Origin of the sequence: Micromonospora sediminimaris, assembly GCF_016863575.1 — a bacterium.
In the GTDB taxonomy this organism is placed as follows: domain Bacteria; phylum Actinomycetota; class Actinomycetes; order Mycobacteriales; family Micromonosporaceae; genus Micromonospora; species Micromonospora sediminimaris.
Genome location: NZ_BOPD01000050.1, coordinates 19,061 through 36,898, shown reverse-complemented (window position 1 = coordinate 36,898; position 17,838 = coordinate 19,061). Strand labels below are relative to the sequence as shown.

Annotated in this window: 16 protein-coding genes; 8 read left to right on the top strand and 8 right to left on the bottom strand. The window is 73.6% G+C overall.

The window, feature by feature from the left end; all coding sequences use genetic code 11:
- Window positions 1-147: 147 nt before the first annotated feature.
- Entirely contained in the window at window positions 148-489 is a 342-nt protein-coding gene (locus tag Vse01_RS27925) for a hypothetical protein (RefSeq protein WP_093405541.1), read from the top strand.
- Window positions 486-1,157 carry a nucleotidyl transferase AbiEii/AbiGii toxin family protein gene (locus Vse01_RS27920; protein WP_232511275.1) on the top strand — a complete coding sequence of 224 codons (672 nt, stop codon included), beginning with the start codon at window positions 486-488 and terminating at the stop codon, window positions 1,155-1,157. The genes Vse01_RS27925 and Vse01_RS27920 overlap by 4 nt, the downstream gene beginning before the upstream one ends.
- 54 nt (window positions 1,158-1,211) lie before the next feature.
- Here Vse01_RS27920 and Vse01_RS27915 read toward each other — a convergent pair whose 3' ends face one another.
- On the bottom strand, window positions 1,212-2,114 hold the full coding sequence (locus tag Vse01_RS27915; protein WP_093406075.1) for an SDR family oxidoreductase: 903 nt from the start codon (window positions 2,112-2,114) through the stop codon (window positions 1,212-1,214).
- 233 nt (window positions 2,115-2,347) lie between these two features.
- A complete protein-coding gene (locus Vse01_RS27910; protein ID WP_093405546.1) occupies window positions 2,348-3,508 on the bottom strand; it encodes a geranylgeranyl reductase family protein in 1,161 nt (386 codons plus the stop codon).
- A 145-nt stretch (window positions 3,509-3,653) separates the two neighbouring features.
- On the opposite strand from Vse01_RS27910, the gene Vse01_RS27905 reads away from it, so the two are divergent.
- Both Vse01_RS27905 and Vse01_RS27900 read left to right on the top strand, forming a co-directional pair.
- Window positions 3,654-3,890 (top strand): hypothetical protein, encoded by a 237-nt coding sequence (locus Vse01_RS27905; RefSeq protein ID WP_093405548.1) that lies wholly within the window; start codon window positions 3,654-3,656, stop codon window positions 3,888-3,890.
- 49 nt (window positions 3,891-3,939) lie between these two features.
- Window positions 3,940-5,418, top strand: a complete 1,479-nt coding sequence (locus Vse01_RS27900; protein WP_275415547.1) for an MFS transporter — start codon at window positions 3,940-3,942, stop codon at window positions 5,416-5,418.
- A gap of 8 nt (window positions 5,419-5,426) precedes the next feature.
- On the opposite strand, the gene Vse01_RS27895 is transcribed toward Vse01_RS27900, so the two are convergent.
- From Vse01_RS27895 to Vse01_RS27870, 6 genes are all read right to left on the bottom strand, one after another.
- The gene (locus Vse01_RS27895; protein ID WP_093405550.1) at window positions 5,427-6,125 is read right to left on the bottom strand and encodes a hypothetical protein; all 699 of its coding nucleotides are present in this window, start codon (window positions 6,123-6,125) and stop codon (window positions 5,427-5,429) included.
- A gap of 208 nt (window positions 6,126-6,333) precedes the next feature.
- Window positions 6,334-7,437 (bottom strand): DUF3626 domain-containing protein, encoded by a 1,104-nt coding sequence (locus Vse01_RS27890; protein WP_093405553.1) that lies wholly within the window; start codon window positions 7,435-7,437, stop codon window positions 6,334-6,336.
- A 79-nt stretch (window positions 7,438-7,516) separates the two neighbouring features.
- A complete protein-coding gene (locus Vse01_RS27885; protein ID WP_093405554.1) occupies window positions 7,517-8,146 on the bottom strand; it encodes an MBL fold metallo-hydrolase in 630 nt (209 codons plus the stop codon).
- Complete coding sequence (locus Vse01_RS27880; RefSeq protein ID WP_093405557.1) at window positions 8,146-9,231, bottom strand: S-(hydroxymethyl)mycothiol dehydrogenase; 1,086 nt, start codon at window positions 9,229-9,231, stop codon at window positions 8,146-8,148. The genes Vse01_RS27885 and Vse01_RS27880 overlap by 1 nt, the downstream gene beginning before the upstream one ends.
- A gap of 163 nt (window positions 9,232-9,394) precedes the next feature.
- Entirely contained in the window at window positions 9,395-10,879 is a 1,485-nt protein-coding gene (locus tag Vse01_RS27875; protein WP_093405559.1) for a flavin-containing monooxygenase, read from the bottom strand.
- Window positions 10,880-11,010: 131 nt separating this feature from the next.
- Complete coding sequence (locus Vse01_RS27870) at window positions 11,011-11,658, bottom strand: phosphotransferase (RefSeq protein ID WP_093405562.1); 648 nt, start codon at window positions 11,656-11,658, stop codon at window positions 11,011-11,013.
- Window positions 11,659-11,782: 124 nt separating this feature from the next.
- On the opposite strand from Vse01_RS27870, the gene Vse01_RS27865 reads away from it, so the two are divergent.
- Genes Vse01_RS27865 through Vse01_RS27850 form a run of 4 tightly spaced genes read left to right on the top strand, consistent with a single transcriptional unit; the run spans window position 11,783 to window position 17,830 of the window.
- Window positions 11,783-12,412, top strand: coding sequence for an ATP-binding cassette domain-containing protein (locus Vse01_RS27865; protein ID WP_170863454.1), 630 nt, complete (start codon window positions 11,783-11,785; stop codon window positions 12,410-12,412).
- Window positions 12,409-13,689 (top strand): extracellular solute-binding protein, encoded by a 1,281-nt coding sequence (locus Vse01_RS27860; protein WP_139233148.1) that lies wholly within the window; start codon window positions 12,409-12,411, stop codon window positions 13,687-13,689. Before Vse01_RS27865 ends, Vse01_RS27860 begins: the two co-directional genes overlap by 4 nt.
- A complete protein-coding gene (locus tag Vse01_RS27855) occupies window positions 13,686-15,449 on the top strand; it encodes an ABC transporter permease (protein WP_170863455.1) in 1,764 nt (587 codons plus the stop codon). The genes Vse01_RS27860 and Vse01_RS27855 overlap by 4 nt, the downstream gene beginning before the upstream one ends.
- Complete coding sequence (locus Vse01_RS27850; RefSeq protein WP_093405571.1) at window positions 15,446-17,830, top strand: tetratricopeptide repeat protein; 2,385 nt, start codon at window positions 15,446-15,448, stop codon at window positions 17,828-17,830. The genes Vse01_RS27855 and Vse01_RS27850 overlap by 4 nt, the downstream gene beginning before the upstream one ends.
- Window positions 17,831-17,838 lie beyond the last annotated feature (8 nt).

Below are 17,838 nucleotides of genomic sequence, written 5' to 3'. Positions count from 1 at the left end.
GACAGGAACCGGCGGAACCGGACACACCCGGCACATTCGGACGGGGCCCGCCCGCGACGACAAAATGCCCCAAACAGGGTCACCGACTGCCACACCAGGGACAGGTCATCGGACCGCCCCGACCCGATCTGGGGTTACCCTGACAGCATGCAGGCGGTCTCCCCCACCATGACCGGCGTGGCGCACCTGGCCCGGCCCGGCCGTCCCGCCGTGGTGGCCAGGACGCTCGCCGAGCTGCGTGGGCCCACCCGAGGGGTGGTGGAACTGCCGGTACGGCTGATGTGGTGCGCCGACCGCGCGTTCGACCTGGCCGACCCCGACCAGTTGCTCTGGCTCTACGAGAACGTGCTGCGCGAGACCACGAGCGTCGACGACCTGCGCCGTCTGGTCAACGGGCGGACGCTGCGCCGGGTGTGGCAGCTGCTCAACCTGCCCCGGGGCGTACGCCTCGCGTGGGAGAGCCGACACCAGGGGCTTCGGTCGGCGTGACCGACGCGACCCCCGACGCACACCCACACGAGCTCTACCGGGAGGTCGCCCGGGTCGCGTTGACCGTCGCCGGGCCGCACCGCTTCGTTCTCGGTGGCGGAGTGGCCTGGGCCGCGCACGGACTGGTCACCCGCCCCACCGAGGACGTCGACCTCTTCGCCGACGTGGAGGGCGCCGCCGCCGCGGCAGCGGCCGACGTCCGGGTTGCGCTGGAACGCGCCGGGTTCGAGGTGGTCGACGCCGATCCGGACAGCGACCTCGGTGACCTGTTCGACGGCTTCGACCGGGATCTGCGGGACTTCGTCGTCGGCCGGGACGAGCGGCGCATCCGCCTCAGCCTGGCCCGGCTCGACCGACACCGCAGCCCGGTGGTGATGGACCTCGGTCCGGTCATGGACGTGCGGGACCTCATCGCCAACAAGACCGCCGCCCTGGTCAACCGTCGCGAGGTACGCGACTACATCGACGTGGCCTCCGCCCTGGAGCACCGGTCCGTCGCGGAGCTGCTGGAACTCGCCCGCCAGCTCGATCCCGCCCTCGATGACGACGACGTACGGGCGGCCGGCCGGTACCTCGACCGGATCCCCGACGCCCGATTCACCCGCTACGGCCTCGACCCCGCCGACATCGCCCAGGTCCGGCGGCACCTGGCCGCCTGGCCCCGCTGACCCGGCCCCGCCGACCCACACCGAGCCGGCGGGAGCACCGCGTCGACGGGGACCTCACTTGGTGAAGCGGCCACCGGTGACGCCCAGGACCTCGCCGGTGATGAAGCTCGACTCCTGCGAGGCGAAGAAGACGTACGCAGGCGCCAGCTCCGCCGGCTGACCAGGCCGACCGACCGGGGTGTCGGTGCCGAACTGCTCGACCTTCCCTTCCGGCATGGTCGCCGGGATCAGCGGCGTCCAGATCGGACCCGGCGCCACCGCGTTGACCCGGATGCCCCGATCGACCAGATCGGCGGCGAGAGCCTTTGTGAAGTTCGCGATCCCCGCCTTGGTGGTGGCGTAGTCGAGCAACTGCGGTGACGGGTCGAACGCCTGGATCGAGGACGTGTTGATGATCGTGGACCCCTCGCCCAGATGCGGCAACGCCGCCTTGCACAGCCAGAACATCGCGTACAGATTGGTCTTGAACACCCGGTCGAACTGCTCGGTGCTGATGCCGGCGATGCCCTTGTCCTGCGCCATCTGGTACGCCGCGTTGTTCACCAGGATGTCGATGCCACCCAGGTCACGCACCGCCCGCTCGATCAACGTCTCACAGTTGCGCTCGTCGGCGATGTCACCCCGGACCGCCACACCCTTGCGACCGGCGGCCTCGATGAGGCGCACCGTCTCCCGGGCGTCCGCGTCCTCCTCCTCGCTGAGATAGGAGATCAGCACGTCGGCGCCCTCCCGGGCGTACGCGATGGCGACCGCCCGGCCGATGCCCGAGTCGCCGCCGGTGATCACCGCCTTCTTGCCGTCAAGCTTGCCGGTGCCCCGATAGGAGTCCTCTCCGTGATCCGGCTCGGGCGTCATGTCGCCGGTACGACCCGGTGGGCTCTGCTGCTGGTTCGGCTGACCTGACTGCTGGCCGTACTGCTCGGTCGGGTCCTGCGGGGTGTGCTGCGTCTCGCTCACGGAGGTCTCCTCGCCCGGGATCGTGGGGTTGCGCTCCCGCAAGCCCCTACCCGGGCGAACTCGGTGGAAACCGTCTGGTCGCCGCGACGACACGGGCTCTCGACGAGTACGGGTCGCGGTGCGGTGCGTCACCACCGGTAAGGCATCCTAGGATCCTGGATGGCTGGTCCCGCATGCGGTCGCGGACCGCGGCGAGGGCCGCCACCGCGCCGGCAGGGCCAGCCATCCAGTCGTCAGTCGGACAGTCGTGCGGCGACGCGGCGCCTCGGTGCGGGCAGGCGATCCGCCAACGCCAGCGCGGCCCGGACCGGTACCCGGCCGAGCAACTCGTCGAACTCGGCCCGGCCCAGGCAGAACCGGGTGAACGCACGCCAGCCCGGCGGCGTGGCGAGCAACCTGTGGCAGAGCGCCGGTCGCTGGGAGAAGACGTCGAGCAGCCGCTGCCCGGCCCGCATGGCCGGGACGAGGCGCTCGGTCACCGACCGCTCGTAGCCGGCGAGATCAGCGCCGGCCACCGCCGCACCGGCAAGCTCGCCGGAGCGCAGCGCGTAGCTGATCCCCTCCCTGGTCCAGGGCTCCAACAGGCCGGCGGCGTCGCCGACCACCAGCACCCGCCCGCGCCGCAGCGGCGAGTCGTCGGTCCGGCAGCGGGTCAGGTGACCCGAGTCATGGATCGGCGAGACGTGGGCCAACCCGAGACGATCGACGAACCTCCGCAGGTACTCCCGGGTCCGCTCCCCCTCCCCCCGGCCGGCGATCACACCGACGGTGAGCCGATCTCCCTTCGGGAACACCCAGGCGTACGAACCGGGCAGCGGCCCCCAGTCGAGCAGCACCCGACTCCGCCACCGGGCCTGCTCGGCCGGCGGCACCGGCAGCTCCAGCTCCAGCCCCAGATCCACCTGGCGGTGACGTACCCCGACGTGCCGTCCGCTGACCCCGGACGAGCCGTCGGCGCCGATGACCGTACGGGCCAGGAGCAGCTCGCCGTCGGCCAGTCGCAGGCGTACGACATCGGGGTCCTGCTCCACCGACCGGACGGTCGCCCGCTCGCGGACCTCGGCCCCGGCGGCCACCGCGGCGGCCCGCAGCCGGTCGTCGAACTCCTCCCGGCGCACCATGCTCACCAGCGGCCCGGCGCCATGCCGGCGGGTGAAGCCGCTTCGCCCGTCGAGGGTGAACGTGACCCGGTCCACCGTGTCGTGGGCGGGTACCTCGATCCGCCCGGCCACCGCGGCGAGCGAGGTGCCGATCAACCCACCGCCGCAGGTCTTGTAGCGCGGATGCGCGGCGCGCTCGACGACAAGCGTGCGGACTCCTCGACGGGCAGCGACGGCGGCGGCGGAGAGCCCGGCAGGGCCGCCACCGATCACCACGAGTTCCCAGACGCTCACTGGTGCAGGGTAGATCAACCAGGGCGCGCGCGGCGGTAACGGTCGGCCGGGACCGGCGCTGACGCGGGCATCTTCTCCGGCGCGCCGGGTAACCGCCGGCCGCAGACCGCCTGCCGCAGGCGGACGGAGGCGCGAGGAGGACACCATGCAAGAGGTGCGGCTGTCGGACGTCGAGGCGCGGGTGTACGACGCGGTGGCGGCCCTGGAGGCGCGCGGCCAGGTACCGTACCCGGACATGATCGCTCAGGAGTGCGGGCTGACCGAGGAGCAACTACAGACCCCGCTGCACCTGCTGACCGAGAAGAACCTGCTGCATCGGGAGGATTCGCCGATGGCCGGGCTCGACTTCGGCCCCCGCTTCTGCGCGCAGCAGCTGGCATGACGGTCGGTCGCGCACCCCACGACCGCCACCTTGCCCGGCGGATGGCCGGTTGACCTCGGCGGAGCCCAACGGTTCGGCGGGGTCCGGGACCACGTCGTACGAGCGGCGGCGCTGGCAGGCCCTCGGCGTGGGGCTGGTCGCGGCGTTCATGACGCTGCTCGACATCAGCATCGTCAACGTGGCCCTGCCGTCCCTGGAGCGTGCCCTGCGGGCGGATCCGAGCGACCTGCAATGGGTGCTGTCCGGGTACGCGCTGAGCTTCGGGCTGGTTCTGGTGCCGGCGGGGCGCTTCGGTGACGTCCGCGGGCGACGCAACGCGTTCGTCTTCGGCATCGCGCTGTTCACGCTGACCAGCGCGCTGGCCGGGCTGGCCCAGTCCCCCGGCTGGCTGATCGCCGCCCGGCTCCTCCAAGGCGCCGCCGCCGGGGTGGTGAACCCGCAGGTGACCGGCCTGATCCAGCAGCTGTTCGCGGGGCCTGAGCGCGGCCGACCCTTCGGCTGGCTCGGTGCCACCATCGGTATCTCCACCGCGATCGGTCCGTTGCTCGGCGGCCTGCTGATCGCCGCCGGTGGCCCGGAACACGGCTGGCGGTGGGTCTTCTTCGTCAACGTGCCGGTGGGGATCGTCGCGGTGCTGCTCGGCTGGCGGTTGTTGCCCGGCCGGATCACCCCGCGCGGTGCGCAACGCCGGTTCGACCCGGTCGGCGTGCTGCTGCTCGGCATCGGCGTGACGCTCGTGCTGCTGCCGCTGGTGCAGCGCGAGCAGTGGCACGGCGCGACGAAGTGGCTGCTGATGCCCGCCGGCCTGATCACCCTCGCCGCCTTCGTCGGCTGGGAGCGCCGGTACGCCCGGCACGGTCCGCCGCTGTTCGACGTCCGGCTGTTCGGTCACCGGTCGTACGCCCTCGGCTCGACGATCGCGCTGCTCTACTTCGGCGGGTTCACCGCGATCTTCTTCATCTTCACCCTCTACCTGCAGAACGGGCGTGGCTACAGCGCCCTGGTCGCCGGTGCGGCGATCACCCCGTTCGCGCTCGGGTCAGCCGTCGCGTCCGCCGTCGGCGGGCGGCTGGTCAACAGGTACGGCCGGCCGCTGGTCGCCATCGGGCTGGTCGGCGTGGTGACCGGCCTCGGTCTCGCCGCGCTGGCCATCGAGCTGGCGCCGCGCGCGCCGGTGCCCTGGGTGACCGCGCTGCCGTTGCTGGTCGCCGGCATCGGCAGCGGCCTGGTGATCGCTCCCAACCAGACGCTGACCCTGACGCAGGTGCCGGTTCCGCAGGCCGGCAGTGGTGCCGGGATGTTGCAGACCGGGCAGCGGATCGGCTCGGCCGCCGGCATCGCGGTGGTCGGCGCGGTCTTCTTCTCCGCGCTGGCCGACGGCGCGGACGCCTGGTCCCGGGCGTTCGAACGGTCCCTGCTCACCTCGGCCGCGATCATCGCGCTGGCCCTGGTGGCGGCCACCGTCGACATCATCGGCAACCACCGCCGCGGCCGGCCCCCCGAGCGGGGCCGGCCGGGCGGTCACTGACTGCGGTGTCACCAGAGCTGGGAGACGATGTCCGCCGCCTGCTCCTCCCACTGCGCGTAGTGGAACGGGTAGGCCGACACCTGCACCGTCTGCGCGGCGGCGGTCAGCGGCAGCTCCCGCCAGCCGCCGACGTTCTTCAGGGCCTCGAAGAAGACGGTCGAGGAGTATTCAGGATCCCGGATCTGCTCCACGCTGCCCCATCCGGTGGACGGACGCTGCTGGAACAGGCCCTGCGAGTCGTGGTCGTTCCACGCGCCGAGGTGTCCCAGGTTGTAGAGCTTCGACTCCTGCAACGCGGTGGCGATGCCGATCACGGCACCGCGCTCACCGACACCGGTGCGCTTGGCCACCTCGATGATGGTCTTGGCGTTGTCGCGCTGGGCGTCGTCGAGAGGGACGCGCGACTGGGCGCCCTGCACACCGTGCGGGATCAGCTCGTCCCGGGTCGGCTTCCCAGCGTCCGGCTTGTCGGTGCGGCCGGCGGTGGTCAGCCCGGATTCGACGGTGACGCCGGTGCTGGTGCGACCGGTCGCCCGGTCGATCGCCGCAACCGCGCCGGCATGCGGACCGGCGGTGATCGGTGCGGCCACGGCCGTGGGGCCGAAGGCGAGTCCGGCGAGGGCGGTCACGCCCACCACGCTGAGCGTGGTCTTCCGGTTCGGGATCGTCGCGATGGCCGGGAGCCATCGAGTGAAGTCCGGCTTCACGATGGTTGCCCTTTCGATCGGGTACGAGCCGCTCGGGGTGAGCCGCTCTCGGGGGACGGGCCGAGCTGGTCGAGGTTTGCCAGCCGGCGCTATGGGGGACACAACCCGGTTGACAAGTCCGCCATTCCGGAAATGTGCCGATGGTGGTCGGCTGCGACCCAGGTCACGGCGCAGACAGGCTCGGTGGGGATGAAACGGACAGCGAGCGTCACACCTCGTACGGTTCGCCGAACCGAACCAGGACGTGCCAGAGCTGCTTGAGCTGCTGCAAGCTGTCCGTGGTCGGCCCGTGGTCGGCCCACCGGCCCGGGTCGGTCACCACCGACGCCGCGGCCCGCCCGATCAGCGCGGCGTGCAGCGGCTCACCCGCCCCGCCGAACTCGGCGTGCACCCGGGCCGCCAACGGCGGGATCGCCGGCCCACGAAACTCGGCGTCCACCCGGTCCACAGGCAACGCGAAGCCGGCGTGCCAGCGGATCGGGAAGCCGTACCGGTGGGCGGCGGCGATCAGCCTCGCCGCGGTGTCGGTGCCCCGGAACGAGGGATCGACGACCAGTTCCAGGACGTCGCGGTCCAGTCGGACCTCGCCGTGCACCTGCGCCTCGACGTAGTCGTCGAGGGCCCGGCCGGCGGCCCGGGGTGCCGCGGCCACCGCCTCACGACGACGCAGCAGTTCACCGGTCAGGGTCACCAGGTCCGTACCGGGCCGGCCCAGGCACACGCCGGTATCGGTGGTGGCGGCGATCAGGGCGGCCAGCACCGGCTCGACCACGTCGACGGTGCCGACGTCACGCGGTCCGAGGTGGCTGTCGCCGAAGCAGAAGGTGGTCCGGGCCAGTACCTCGGGACGCAGCCGCAGGTGACAGGAACCGAACCGGGGGCAGGCGCCGTCGGGGTGGTCGAGCAGATTGAGGCCGCCGTACTTCGGCCGCTCCGCCGGGCCGACGCCCGGTCGCTGGTAGGCGCCGCCGAACAGGCGCTCCTCCCAGCGGTCACGGTCCCCACCGGGGTACGCGGTGAGGCCGCCGTTGGAGATCCGCGTCTCGAACTGGTTGCGGTAGACCCCCTCGGTGGCGAGGGCCTCGGCGACCGTGCGGCCGTCGGCGCGCAGCCGGTCGGGGTGGAAGTTGAGGGTGATCCGTCCCTGCCGGCCGATCTCCGCGACGAGCCGCTCCGGTTCGTGGCGTACGCCGACGGATGCCAGCGCCCGCCCGATCACCGCCAGCGCGGCGGGACGGTCACGCAATGCCACCTTGCGCACGTGGCGCAGTGCCGCGCGTTGCGCGGCGGTAAGTGTTGGATCGACGGACATGCCGGCAGTCTCGCCGGGACCGGCTCCTGGCCGCATCCCGGTTCTCGCGGGCCGGGCCGGGCCGGAGGCGACAGCGCCCTCAGTGCCCCCTGGCGAGCCACTGTGGCAACTGCGGCGCCTCGGCCCCGATGCTGGTGCTGTCGCCGTGCCCGGTGTGCACCATCGTCTCCGGCGGGAGGGTGAGCAGCCGGTCGCGGATCGAGTCGACGATGGTGCCGAAGTCGCTGTACGAGCGGCCGGTGGCGCCCGGCCCGCCGGCGAACAGGGTGTCGCCGGTGAAGACGGCGCCCAGCTCGGGGGCGTACAGGCAGCACGCGCCGGGGCTGTGCCCGGGGGTGTGCAGCACGGTGAGCGTGGTGCCGCCCGCCGTGATGGCCTGGTCGTCGCCGAGGGTGCCGCCCGGTGGTTCGTCGGGATGCACCATGTCCCACAGCACCCGGTCGGCGGGGTGCAGCAGCACCGGGGCGCCGGTGGCCCGGGACAGTTGCGGGGCGACTCGGACGTGGTCGTCGTGGGCGTGCGTGGCGACGATCGCGCTGACCCGCCGCCCGGCCACCACCTCGAGGATGGCGTCGACGTCGTGTGGGGCGTCGATCACGACGCACTCGGTATCGTCGCCGACCACCCAGACGTTGTTGTCCACGTCGAAGGTCTGACCGTCGAGGGAGAAGGTGCCGGAGGTGACCGTGTGGTCGATCCGGGCGGCCATCAGAAGACCACCACCGAGCGGAGCACGTCGCCCCGGTGCATCCGGTCGAACGCCTCCTCCACCCCGTCCAGACCGATCTCCTCGGTGACGAAGGCGTCCAGGTCAAGGCGGCCCTGCAGGTACAGCTCGGTGAGCATCGGGAAGTCACGGCTGGGCAGGCAGTCGCCGTACCAGCTGGACTTGAGGGCGCCACCGCGACCGAAGACGTCCAGCAGAGGCAGTTCGACGCGCATCTCGGGTGTGGGCACGCCGACCAGCACGACGGTGCCGGCCAGGTCACGGGCGTAGAACGCCTGCTTCCAGGTTTCCGGCCGACCGACCGCGTCGATCACCACGTCGGCGCCGAAGCCGCCGGTGGCGGCCTGGATCTCCGCCACCGGGTCGGCCTCGGAGGCGTTGACGGTGTGGGTGGCGCCGAACCGACGGGCCCAGTCGAGCTTGCGGGAGTCGGTGTCCACCGCAATGATCGTCGTCGCGCCGGCCAGGGCCGCGCCGGCCACCGCCGCGTCGCCGACGCCACCGCAGCCGATCACCGCCACCGAGTCACCCCGGGTCACCCCACCGGTGTTCATGGCCGCGCCGAGGCCCGCCATCACCCCGCAGCCGAGCAGCCCGACGGCGGCCGGCCGGGCCGCCGGGTCCACCTTCGTGCACTGGCCGGCGTGGACCAGGGTCTTCTCGGCGAAGGCGCCGATGCCCAGCGCCGGGGCCAGTTCGGTGCCGTCGGTGAGGGTCATCTTCCGGGCGGCGTTGTGGGTGGCGAAGCAGTACCACGGGCGCCCGCGCCGGCAGGCCCGGCACACCCCGCAGACGGCCCGCCAGTTGAGCACCACGAAGTCACCGGGTGCGACCGCGTCCACGCCCTCGCCGACCTGCTCGACGATGCCGGCGGCCTCGTGGCCGAGCAGGAACGGGTAGTCGTCGTTGATGCCGCCCTCGCGGTAGTGCAGGTCGGTGTGGCAGACGCCGCACGACTGCACCCGGACCACCGCCTCGCCCGGCCCGGGGTCGGGCACAACGATCTCGGTGACCTCGACGGGCGCGCCCTTGCTGCGGGAGATGACTCCCCGTACCTGCTGGCTCACGCTGTCCTCCTACTCGGCACCGGCCCGCGGTCTCGCCCTCGCCGCGCGGCGGAGGCTGCCGCCTTCGCCTCCGGAGGCGAACCTACCGCCGCGACGACGGATCGGCACCGCTTCGCCGCCGGCGCCCAGCGCGGACGGCAGCCGGCGCACCCCTGGGGCGAACCTACGCATCGACGGGGCTTCTTCGCGGCGCGCCGGCCCGGTCGAACCGGACGTTGGGGTCGGTCAGCCGCCCGTACCGCATGGGCAGCAGGTCACGCAGGTAGTTCTGGTGCAGCCGCCACGGTGCCCGGGTGCCCTGGCGGGGCAGCCTGCCGACGCCGCGGCGCACGTAACCGGAGGTGAGGCCGATCAACGGCGTACGCGGGCCTGGTGGCGAGGCGAGCGGGGTGACGATCTGGGTTCCGGTGCGGTCCAGGTGACGCAGCAGCCGGCACACGTAGCCGGCCACCAGATCGGCCTTGAGCGTCCAGGAGGCGTTGGTGTAGCCGATGGTCATGGCGAAGTTCGGCACCCCGGAGAGCATCATCCCCTGGTACGCGACGGTCTCCGGCAGATCCACCTCCACCCCGTCCACCCGCAGGGCGATCCCGCCGAGGGCGAGCAGGTCCAGCCCGGTGGCGGTGACCACCACGTCGGCGGGCAGTTCCCGACCCGAGGCGAGCCGGATTCCCCGGGCGGTGAAGGAGTCCACGGTGTCGGTGACCAGCTCGGCCCGCCCGTCGGAGAGCACGCGGAACAGGTCACCGTCGGGAACCACGCACAGCCGCTGGTCCCACGGGTCGTAGCGGGGGGTGAAGTGGCGTTCGACATCGAAGCCGGCGGGCAGTCGACGGGCCGCACCCCGCCGCAGCAGCCCGCGCACCAGCCCGGGGGCGCGCCGGCTGAGCTGGTAGTTGGCCGTGGCGAGCAAAATGTTCTTCCAGCGCACGGTCTGGTGCGCCAGGCGCGCCGGCAACAGCCGCCGCACGGCGTCGGCGAGCCGGTCGCGGGAGGAGAGCGCCAGCAGGTACGTCGGTGAGCGTTGCAGCATCGTCACCCGGGCCGCCTGCCGGGCCAGCGCCGGCACCAGCGTCACGGCGGTGGCGCCGCTGCCGATGACCACCACCCGCTGGCCGGTGAGGTCGAGGGCTGCGGGCCACTGCTGCGGATGCACGATCCGGCCGGTGAACCGCTCCTGGCCGGTGAAGTGCGGCGTGTGGCCCGCCTCGTACCGGTAGTAGCCGGTGCAGGCGTACAGGAACGAGCAGGTCAGTACGACGGTCTCCGCGGTGTCCTCGCGGCGTACCTGCACCGTCCAGCGGGCCCGTTGGCTGTCCCAGTCGGCCCGCTGGACGCGGTGCCGGAACCGGATGTGTCGGGTGACGTCGTGCTCGTCGGCCGTACGCCGCAGGTAGTCGCGGATGGTGTCGCCGTCGGCGAGGCTCTTCGGGGCGGTCCACGGCGCAAACGAGTAGCCGAGGGTGAACATGTCCGAGTCCGAACGAACCCCGGGATAGCGGAACAGGTCCCAGGTGCCCCCGATCGCGTCGCGCGCCTCGACCAGGGCGTAGGTCCGGCCCGGGTGGCGACGCCGCAGGTGGCAGGCGGCTCCGATGCCGGAGAGACCGGCGCCGACGATGAGCACGTCGACATGCTCCCGACCCATCCCACCTCCCACCCCACGCCAACGACCGGACCCTACCCTCCCAACCACCCCCGTCACAGATCTTGCACTTTCTGCCGCCGCACAGCCGACAAGAAGGGCATCCCGGCGACCACAAGCGCAAGAGCCGCGAGTCAGGAGGTGAGCAGGGCCGCCGCGGTGTCGAGCAGCGCGAGTTCGGTGGCGGTCTGGGTGGGGTTGGCGCGCCGGATCGCCAGGGCCTCGGCGACGAGCGGTACGGCATGCTCGCGGATCACCAGCAGGTAGGTCCGCAGGGCGGCAGCGGCGGCGTCGGCCATCGGCTGATCGGGGTCGACGGCGACCTGGGCGAGGATCAGCGCGGTCATGGCGACGTCCAGACCGGGTGGGCCGTGGCGCACGTTGCGCCAGTCGACGAGCACCGGACCGCTCGGCGCGAGGATCACGTTTTCCGGGTGCAGGTCCAGGTGCAGGATCCGCTCGTCTGCGGACGCGCCCGGCAGTGGTGGCACGGTGTGCAGCCGGCGGTGCAGGCCGGCGAGGATCCGGGCGGCGGCGTCGACCTCGGTCGTGCCGTCGACCAGCGCCTGGAGCATCGTCGGTCCGGTCACCCGCTGCATGACCAGGTCCGCACCGTCGGCGCGGTCCACCCGGGGCACCGGGAATCCGGCGGCGTGCAGGTGGGACATGAATCGGGCCTCGACGGCGACGTCGGTGCCGTCGCGGTAGCGGCGCAGCACCCGGCCGCCGTCGAGGGCGTACACGTCGGCGTCACGGCCGGCGGCGAAGGGGGTCGCTCCCATGGGTGGCACGGTAACCGGCAGCGCCCAGGCCACGATGGACGGCGGTCGGGGACACCGAGCGTGGTGCGCCTGTGACAGGCTGGGATGACAGCGAGGGTCGCCGGAGGTGATGGTCACGTTACGCATGCACGACCTCGTTGCCGTGCCGGACATGTCGCCGCTCGACATCGACGTGGCCGTCGGCGCGACGGTCGCCCTGATCGCCCGGCCCCGGCCGGCCACGGCCGTGGCGCGGGTGGTGGCCGGGCTGGCCGCGCCGGTCACCGGCCGGATCCTGGTCGGCGGCCGCGACGTCACCGACCTGCCGCCGCTGCGCCGTCGCATCGGATACGTGCCGGCCGGCGGCGCCCTGCTGCCCCACCTCACCGTCGGCCGCAACATCTCCTACGGTCAGCGCCGACGCCGGTGGGTACGCGACGTCGCCGAGGGCTGGGCGGCCGCCCTGGTCGACCGGCTCGAACTCGCCCCCACGCTGGGTCTGCGCCCGCACCTGCTGTCCGAGGCGCAACGATTCCGGGTCGCACTCGCCCGGGCCATGGCCTGTCTGCCCGAGGTGCTGGTGGTCGACCTGCCGGCCCCGGTCGACGGGGTCTTCCTACCGGACCTGCTCCAGCGCACGGCCCCACCGGACGCCCCGGGCGTGACGGTGCTGCTCTGCTCGGCCGAGGAGGAGGTGCTGACCGGCGTGACCGAGCGGGTGCCACTCGTCGACGACGTCCCACCCGGCCCGGTGCAGCCGGCGGCGCGGGCATGACCGGGGCCGGGTTGCGTCGCCGTACGCTGCTGGGCGCCGCCGCGGCGGCCACCGGCGCGATGGCCGGTGGCTGTGGGCAGGGTCGACGGTCGGTGCAGGTGGCGGTCGTCTGGGCCGGCGGCGAGTTGGGCCGGTTCCGGGAGGTGGTCGCCGGCTACCCGACGACCGTGCAGGTGGTCAGCGTGGGCAACGACATCGACGCGTTTCTGACCGCGCGCCGCGCCGCCGGCACCAGTCCCGACGTGGCGATCCTGCCCCGACCCGGTCTGGTCGTCGAGTACGCCCGGCGGGGCTGGCTCAGCGAGGTGACCCCGGCGGTCAGCTACACCGCCCCGGCGGGGATGCGCGACCTGCTCAGCGTCGACGGGCGTCGCTACGGCGTCTGGGTCAAGGCGGCCCACAAGTCGTTGTTCTGGCACTTCCCGTCGATGCTGGCCGAGCCGCCCAGGTCCTGGGACGCGCTGGTGCGGTTGACCCGCCGGCTCGGCGAACGGCACCGGGCGGGTGCGGGCCCGGCCCCGTTGGCGATCGGTGCCGCCGACGGCTGGGTGCTCACCGACTGGTTCGAGAACGTGCTCGGCGACGTCGCCGACGTGGACCTGTACGCGGCGCTGGCCCGTGGTGAGGCCGACTGGCGGGGCCGGCCGGTGCGGTACGCGTTGGAGCGGCTCGCCGAGCTGTGGAGTGTGGCTGGGGCGTTCCCGGGCGGCGGGCGGCGGGCCCTGCTCACCCAGTTCGAGGAGTCGATCATTCAGGTGGTGCACCACCGCGAGGCGACCATGGTGTTCGAGGCTGACTTCGTCGACGCGGTGGTCGGCCGGTTCCGCCGGGGCACCGAGCCGCTTGCCACGTTCCGTTTCCCCGGCGCCCGGGTGGCCGACCAGCCGCTGATCGTCGGTGGCGACGCGGCGGTGGCGTTCGCCGGCTCCGACGGCGGGGCGGAACTGGTGCGCTGGCTCAGCGACGCGGTGGCCTTCCTGCCCTGGCTCGACGCCGGGGGTTACCTCTCCCCCAACCTCGCCGTGCCGGTGGCCAGCTACCGCGACCCGTTGCGCCGACGCCTCGCCAGCGAGCTGCGTGCCGCCGACAGCGTGCAGTTCGACCTCTCCGACCAGCTGCCCGGCACCTTCACCGGCACCGACGGGGTGGGGATCTGGCGGATCATGCAGGACTTCTTCATGAACGTGACCGACGGGGTGCCGGCCCGGGAGGCGGTCGGCCGGGCCACCGGACAGCTGGCGGAGGCGGCCCGGGCGGCGGCGGGGGGCGGCAGGTGAGCCGGGGGCCGCTGCTTGGCGAGCTGGCGGTGCTCGACGATGTCGGGCCGCCCCGACGCGGCCGGGCCTATCCGGCGGCCGGCGTCGGCTGGGCGCTGCTGGCACCGGCGGTGCTGCTGCTCGGCGGCCTGCTGGCCTGGCCGGTGCTGCGTACCGTGCACGCCAGCGTCACCACCGACGGCCGCTGGGTGGGCGGCGAACACTACCGGGCCGCCCTCGCCGCCCCCGGCACCGCCGCGGTGATCGGGCGCACCCTGCTGTGGGCGCTGCTGGTACCGACGGTGGTCACCGTCCTGGGCTATCTGCTCGCCGCGGCCTCCCGCCGTTCCCAGGAGGGCTGGCTGGTCCGGCTCATCCTGGTGGTGCCGACCGCGCTGCCGCTGGTGGTCACCGGCGTGACCTTCCGGTTGCTCTACGACCCCGACCCGGGGCGCGGGCTGGCCACCCTGCTGCTGGCCCGGGTGACCGGACGCGACCCGGAGCAGCTGCCCCAACTGCTCGGGCCGGACCTGGTCACCGTGGCGGTGATGTCGGCGTTCGTGTGGGCCTGGGTCGGGCTGGCGATGCTGGTGTTCCGGGCCGCTCTCGACGCGGTGCCGACCGGGCTCGTCGACGCGGTCCGGGCCTTCGGCGGCACCCGCCGCGACGTGCTCTGGGATGCGCAGTGGCGACCGCTGCTACTGCGTACCGTCGCGGTGGTCTTCGCCCTGGTCGCGGTCGGCACCAGCCGCACCTTCGACCTGATCCTGGTGATGACCCCGGGCTCGGTACGCGACGAGGCCGCGGTGCTGTCGCTGCGGATCTGGCAGACGTCCGGTGCGACGACCACCGGCGAGGGCGCCGCCCTGGGCGTCGTCTGGCTGGTCGCGGTGACCGCCGGCATGCTGGTGGTGGCCCTGTTCGTCCGGCAGGCGTGGCCGCCGCCGCAGCAGCCGGCGGGCGGCGCGGTGACCGCGCGGCCACCGCGCCGGCTGGTCCGGCTGCTCGCCGCGGGCGCGGCGATCGCCTGGCTGCTGCCGCTCGGGGTGTTGGCCGCCACGTCGTTGCAGAATCCGGTACGAGCGGCCACCGGCGGCTGGTGGTCCGGCCCGCCGGGTCTGGACTCCTACCGGGCCGTGCTCGGCGGCGCGGAGCTGTGGCGCAGCCTCGGCTTCACGCTGGTGCTCGCCGTCGTCGTCACCGCCGCGGTGCTGGGTGTCGCGCTGCTCGCCGCCTATCCGCTGGCCTGGCTGACCGGGCCGGCCGCCCAGCTCACCGGGCTGGTGCTGATGGCCGCGGTGGTGGTCCCGGTGCAGGTGATCGCCGGCCCGCTCAACGAGGTGCTCGGGCTGGTGCTGTCCTCCGGCACGGCCCGGGGCGTGGCCCTGGTGCACATCGCCCTGGGTGTTCCGTTCGCGGTGCTGGTACTGCGCAACTCCTTCGCCGACCTGCCCGCCGAGCAGGTCCGTGGCGCCCGGATCGGCGGGCGGCACTGGTGGGGCACGTTGCGCCGGTTGGCCCGGCACAACCGCACCGCGCTGGTGGCGGTGGCGGTCCTGGAGTTCGTGCAGGTGTGGAACGACCTGGTGGTGGGTCTGCTGTTCAGCGGGCCGGACGCCGCCCCGCTCGGGCTGTTCCTCGCCGGGCAGACCCGCGGCTTCGTGGCCGGCAGCGGCACGCTCGCCGCCGGTTGTGTACTCGCCTCGATCCTGCCGGTGCTGGTGTTCGTGCTGGCCCGCCGGCAGGTGGTGGCCGGGTTGGTCGCCGGGGGTGTGCGGTGACCGGGGCCCCGCCCCGGCGGGCGGGCCGGCGGTCCCGGCTGTTGAGCGTGCTGTTGGCCGCCGGCGGGGTGGTGGGCGCCGGGGTAAGCGCCGTGCTCGGCAACGTCACCGGCAACCTGCTCTCCGAGTTGTCGCTGACCGTTCTCGGCTCGGCGAGCCTGGGCCTGGCGGCGCTCGGGGTGGCCGCCTCCTTCGTGGTGGAGTGGCGGCGGCGGCAACGCGAGCAGTTGCTGGCCGGCGACGAGGCCGAGGTGCAGGCGGGCAGCAGCGCACCGACGCTGCCCTGGCCGGCCGGGTACACCGGTCGGCAGGGCCAGGCGGAGGCGGTGGTGGCCAAGCTCGCCCCGGAACACGCGGTGGCGGTGGTGGGCCGGCGCGCCGTCGGTACGTCCTGGTGCGCGATCCAGGCGGCGAACCTGAGCCGTGCGGACTTCCCCGACGGGCAGTACTACCTCGACCTGCGCCGAGGTGGTCGGGCCCGCTCGCCCCGGGAGGTGCTGGCCGCGCTGGCCCGCATCGTCGGCACCCGGGCGCCCCGGTCCGGTCGGCCGGACGACCTGGCCGACGCCGCCGACGAGCTGCGCGGCCAGTTGGACGGCCGCAAGGTGCTGCTGGTGCTCGACAACGTGGACTCACCGGCGCAGGTCCGGCCGCTGCTACCGCCGACCGCTCGGGCCTGCCGGCTGCTGCTGGCCGGCACCGGCCGGCTCGCCGCCGTCGACGGGGTGGTGGCGTACTGGCTGGCCGAGCCGGACGTCGACGATGCGGTGGAGATGTTCGCCGACGCCGGAGCGGCCACCGCGGTGGCCCGTCCGCACCGCCCGGACCCGCGTTCCGACCCGGCGGTACGGACCATCGTCGAGCTGTGCGGACGACAGCCGCGCACGGTGACCGAGCTGGGACGACGCAGCGCACAGCACGGCTGGCGGCCCGCCGACGTGCTGCACGCGCTGCACCGCGCCGTCGACACACCGCCGCACCAGCGGGTGGGTGTGTCACCGGTGACGGGGTTGGTCACCGCTCGCGACACCGCTTACCACGCGCTCAGCGGCGAGGCTCGCCGGCTGTGGCGGTTGCTGTCGCTGAGCCGGGTACCGCTGGACCGGGCGACCATCGCCGCGCTCGCCGGACGCCGACCACACCGGGTCGCCGCCCTGTTGGACGAGCTGGCTGACGGTGCCTTCGTCGTCGGCGCGCCCGGCGACCGGTACGAGATCCGTCCGCTGCTCGCCGGGTACGCCCGGATGCATCTGCGGGAGGCCGAGCCGGTGCACCGGCGGGTCACCGTGCAGGCGCGGCTGACCCGGCATCTGGCCCGCCGGGCCGAGCAGCAGGTGGCCGCCCTGGCGACCGGTGCGCTCGACCGCGGCCAGCGGCTGCCCGACGACGATCCGTACGGCTGGTTCGACCTGCATCAGGAGTTGCTGCTGGCGGTGGTGAAGGTGCCGGCCGGCGCGGTGGAGACCCTGCCGCGTCGGGTGCGGGACTGGTGGTTCCGGCTGGCCGTGGCGCTGTGCGGCTGGCTCGCGCACACCGAACGGCTCGACGAGTGGGAGGACGTCTGCGGGACCGTGCTGGCCAACCCCACCGCCCAGGACCGGCCGGAGATCGCCGGTTGGGCCCACAACGAGCTGGGTGTGCTGCGTCGTCGCCGGCACGACCCGTACGGTGCGGTCGCCGCGCTCAGTCTGGCGGTGGCCGGGCAGGGCCGCCGGGGCACCGCCCAGGCGCGGATGAATCTCGGGCTGGCCCTGCTCGACCTCGGCCGCACCGACGAGGCGGTGGAGCATTTGGAGCTGTCGCGGCGACACCGGGCCAGCGCCGACCGCGCCGGTCGGGCGCTCAGCGACCTCGGGCTGGGGGCGGCGCGGCTGGCGCGGCACGAGCTGGAGACCGCGCACGACCTGCTGGTACGGGCGGCAAACTCGTTCCGGTCGCTCGGCGACGCACGCGGCTACGCGGCGGCGTTGACCAATCTGGTGCTGGTCCACTCGGCGATGGGTGAGCACCTCGACGCGGCGCAGGCGTGGCGGGCCGCGCTGCGCGAGTACGAGTCGCTCGGTGACCCGACCAACCGGGCGGTGGCGCTGCTCAACGCGGGCGTGGCGTTGCTCGGCGTGGCGCCGGGACAGGCCCGTCAGGCGTACGAGTTGCTGGCCGAGAGTTGGCGGCTGCGCGAGGGTGGCCGACCGGACGCCGGGTTGGGCCGGACGCTGTTGCACCTGGGCGACGCGGCGGCCGCGCTCGGCGACCACGAGGAGGCCCGTGGGCACTGGGCGGACGCGGCGGCGATCTGCGAGGTGGCCGGGGACGACGACGGCCAGCAGGCGGCCGACGCCCGACTGGGCGGTGAGCACCCGGCCGAGCCCCGCCCGGGGTGATCGTGGCG

What these genes read in the sequence shown, in the direction of transcription:
- Vse01_RS27890 (WP_093405553.1), bottom strand. Translation starts at nt 7,437, where the DNA reads ATGTCCGTCGATCCAACACTTACCGCCGCGCAACGCGCGGCACTGCGC.
- Vse01_RS27875 (WP_093405559.1), bottom strand. Translation starts at nt 10,879, where the DNA reads ATGGGTCGGGAGCATGTCGACGTGCTCATCGTCGGCGCCGGTCTCTCC.
- Vse01_RS27905 (WP_093405548.1), top strand. Translation starts at nt 3,654, where the DNA reads ATGCAAGAGGTGCGGCTGTCGGACGTCGAGGCGCGGGTGTACGACGCG.
- Vse01_RS27865 (WP_170863454.1), top strand. Translation starts at nt 11,783, where the DNA reads ATGCACGACCTCGTTGCCGTGCCGGACATGTCGCCGCTCGACATCGAC.
- Vse01_RS27860 (WP_139233148.1), top strand. Translation starts at nt 12,409, where the DNA reads ATGACCGGGGCCGGGTTGCGTCGCCGTACGCTGCTGGGCGCCGCCGCG.
- Vse01_RS27925 (WP_093405541.1), top strand. Translation starts at nt 148, where the DNA reads ATGCAGGCGGTCTCCCCCACCATGACCGGCGTGGCGCACCTGGCCCGG.
- Vse01_RS27870 (WP_093405562.1), bottom strand. Translation starts at nt 11,658, where the DNA reads ATGGGAGCGACCCCCTTCGCCGCCGGCCGTGACGCCGACGTGTACGCC.
- Vse01_RS27885 (WP_093405554.1), bottom strand. Translation starts at nt 8,146, where the DNA reads ATGGCCGCCCGGATCGACCACACGGTCACCTCCGGCACCTTCTCCCTC.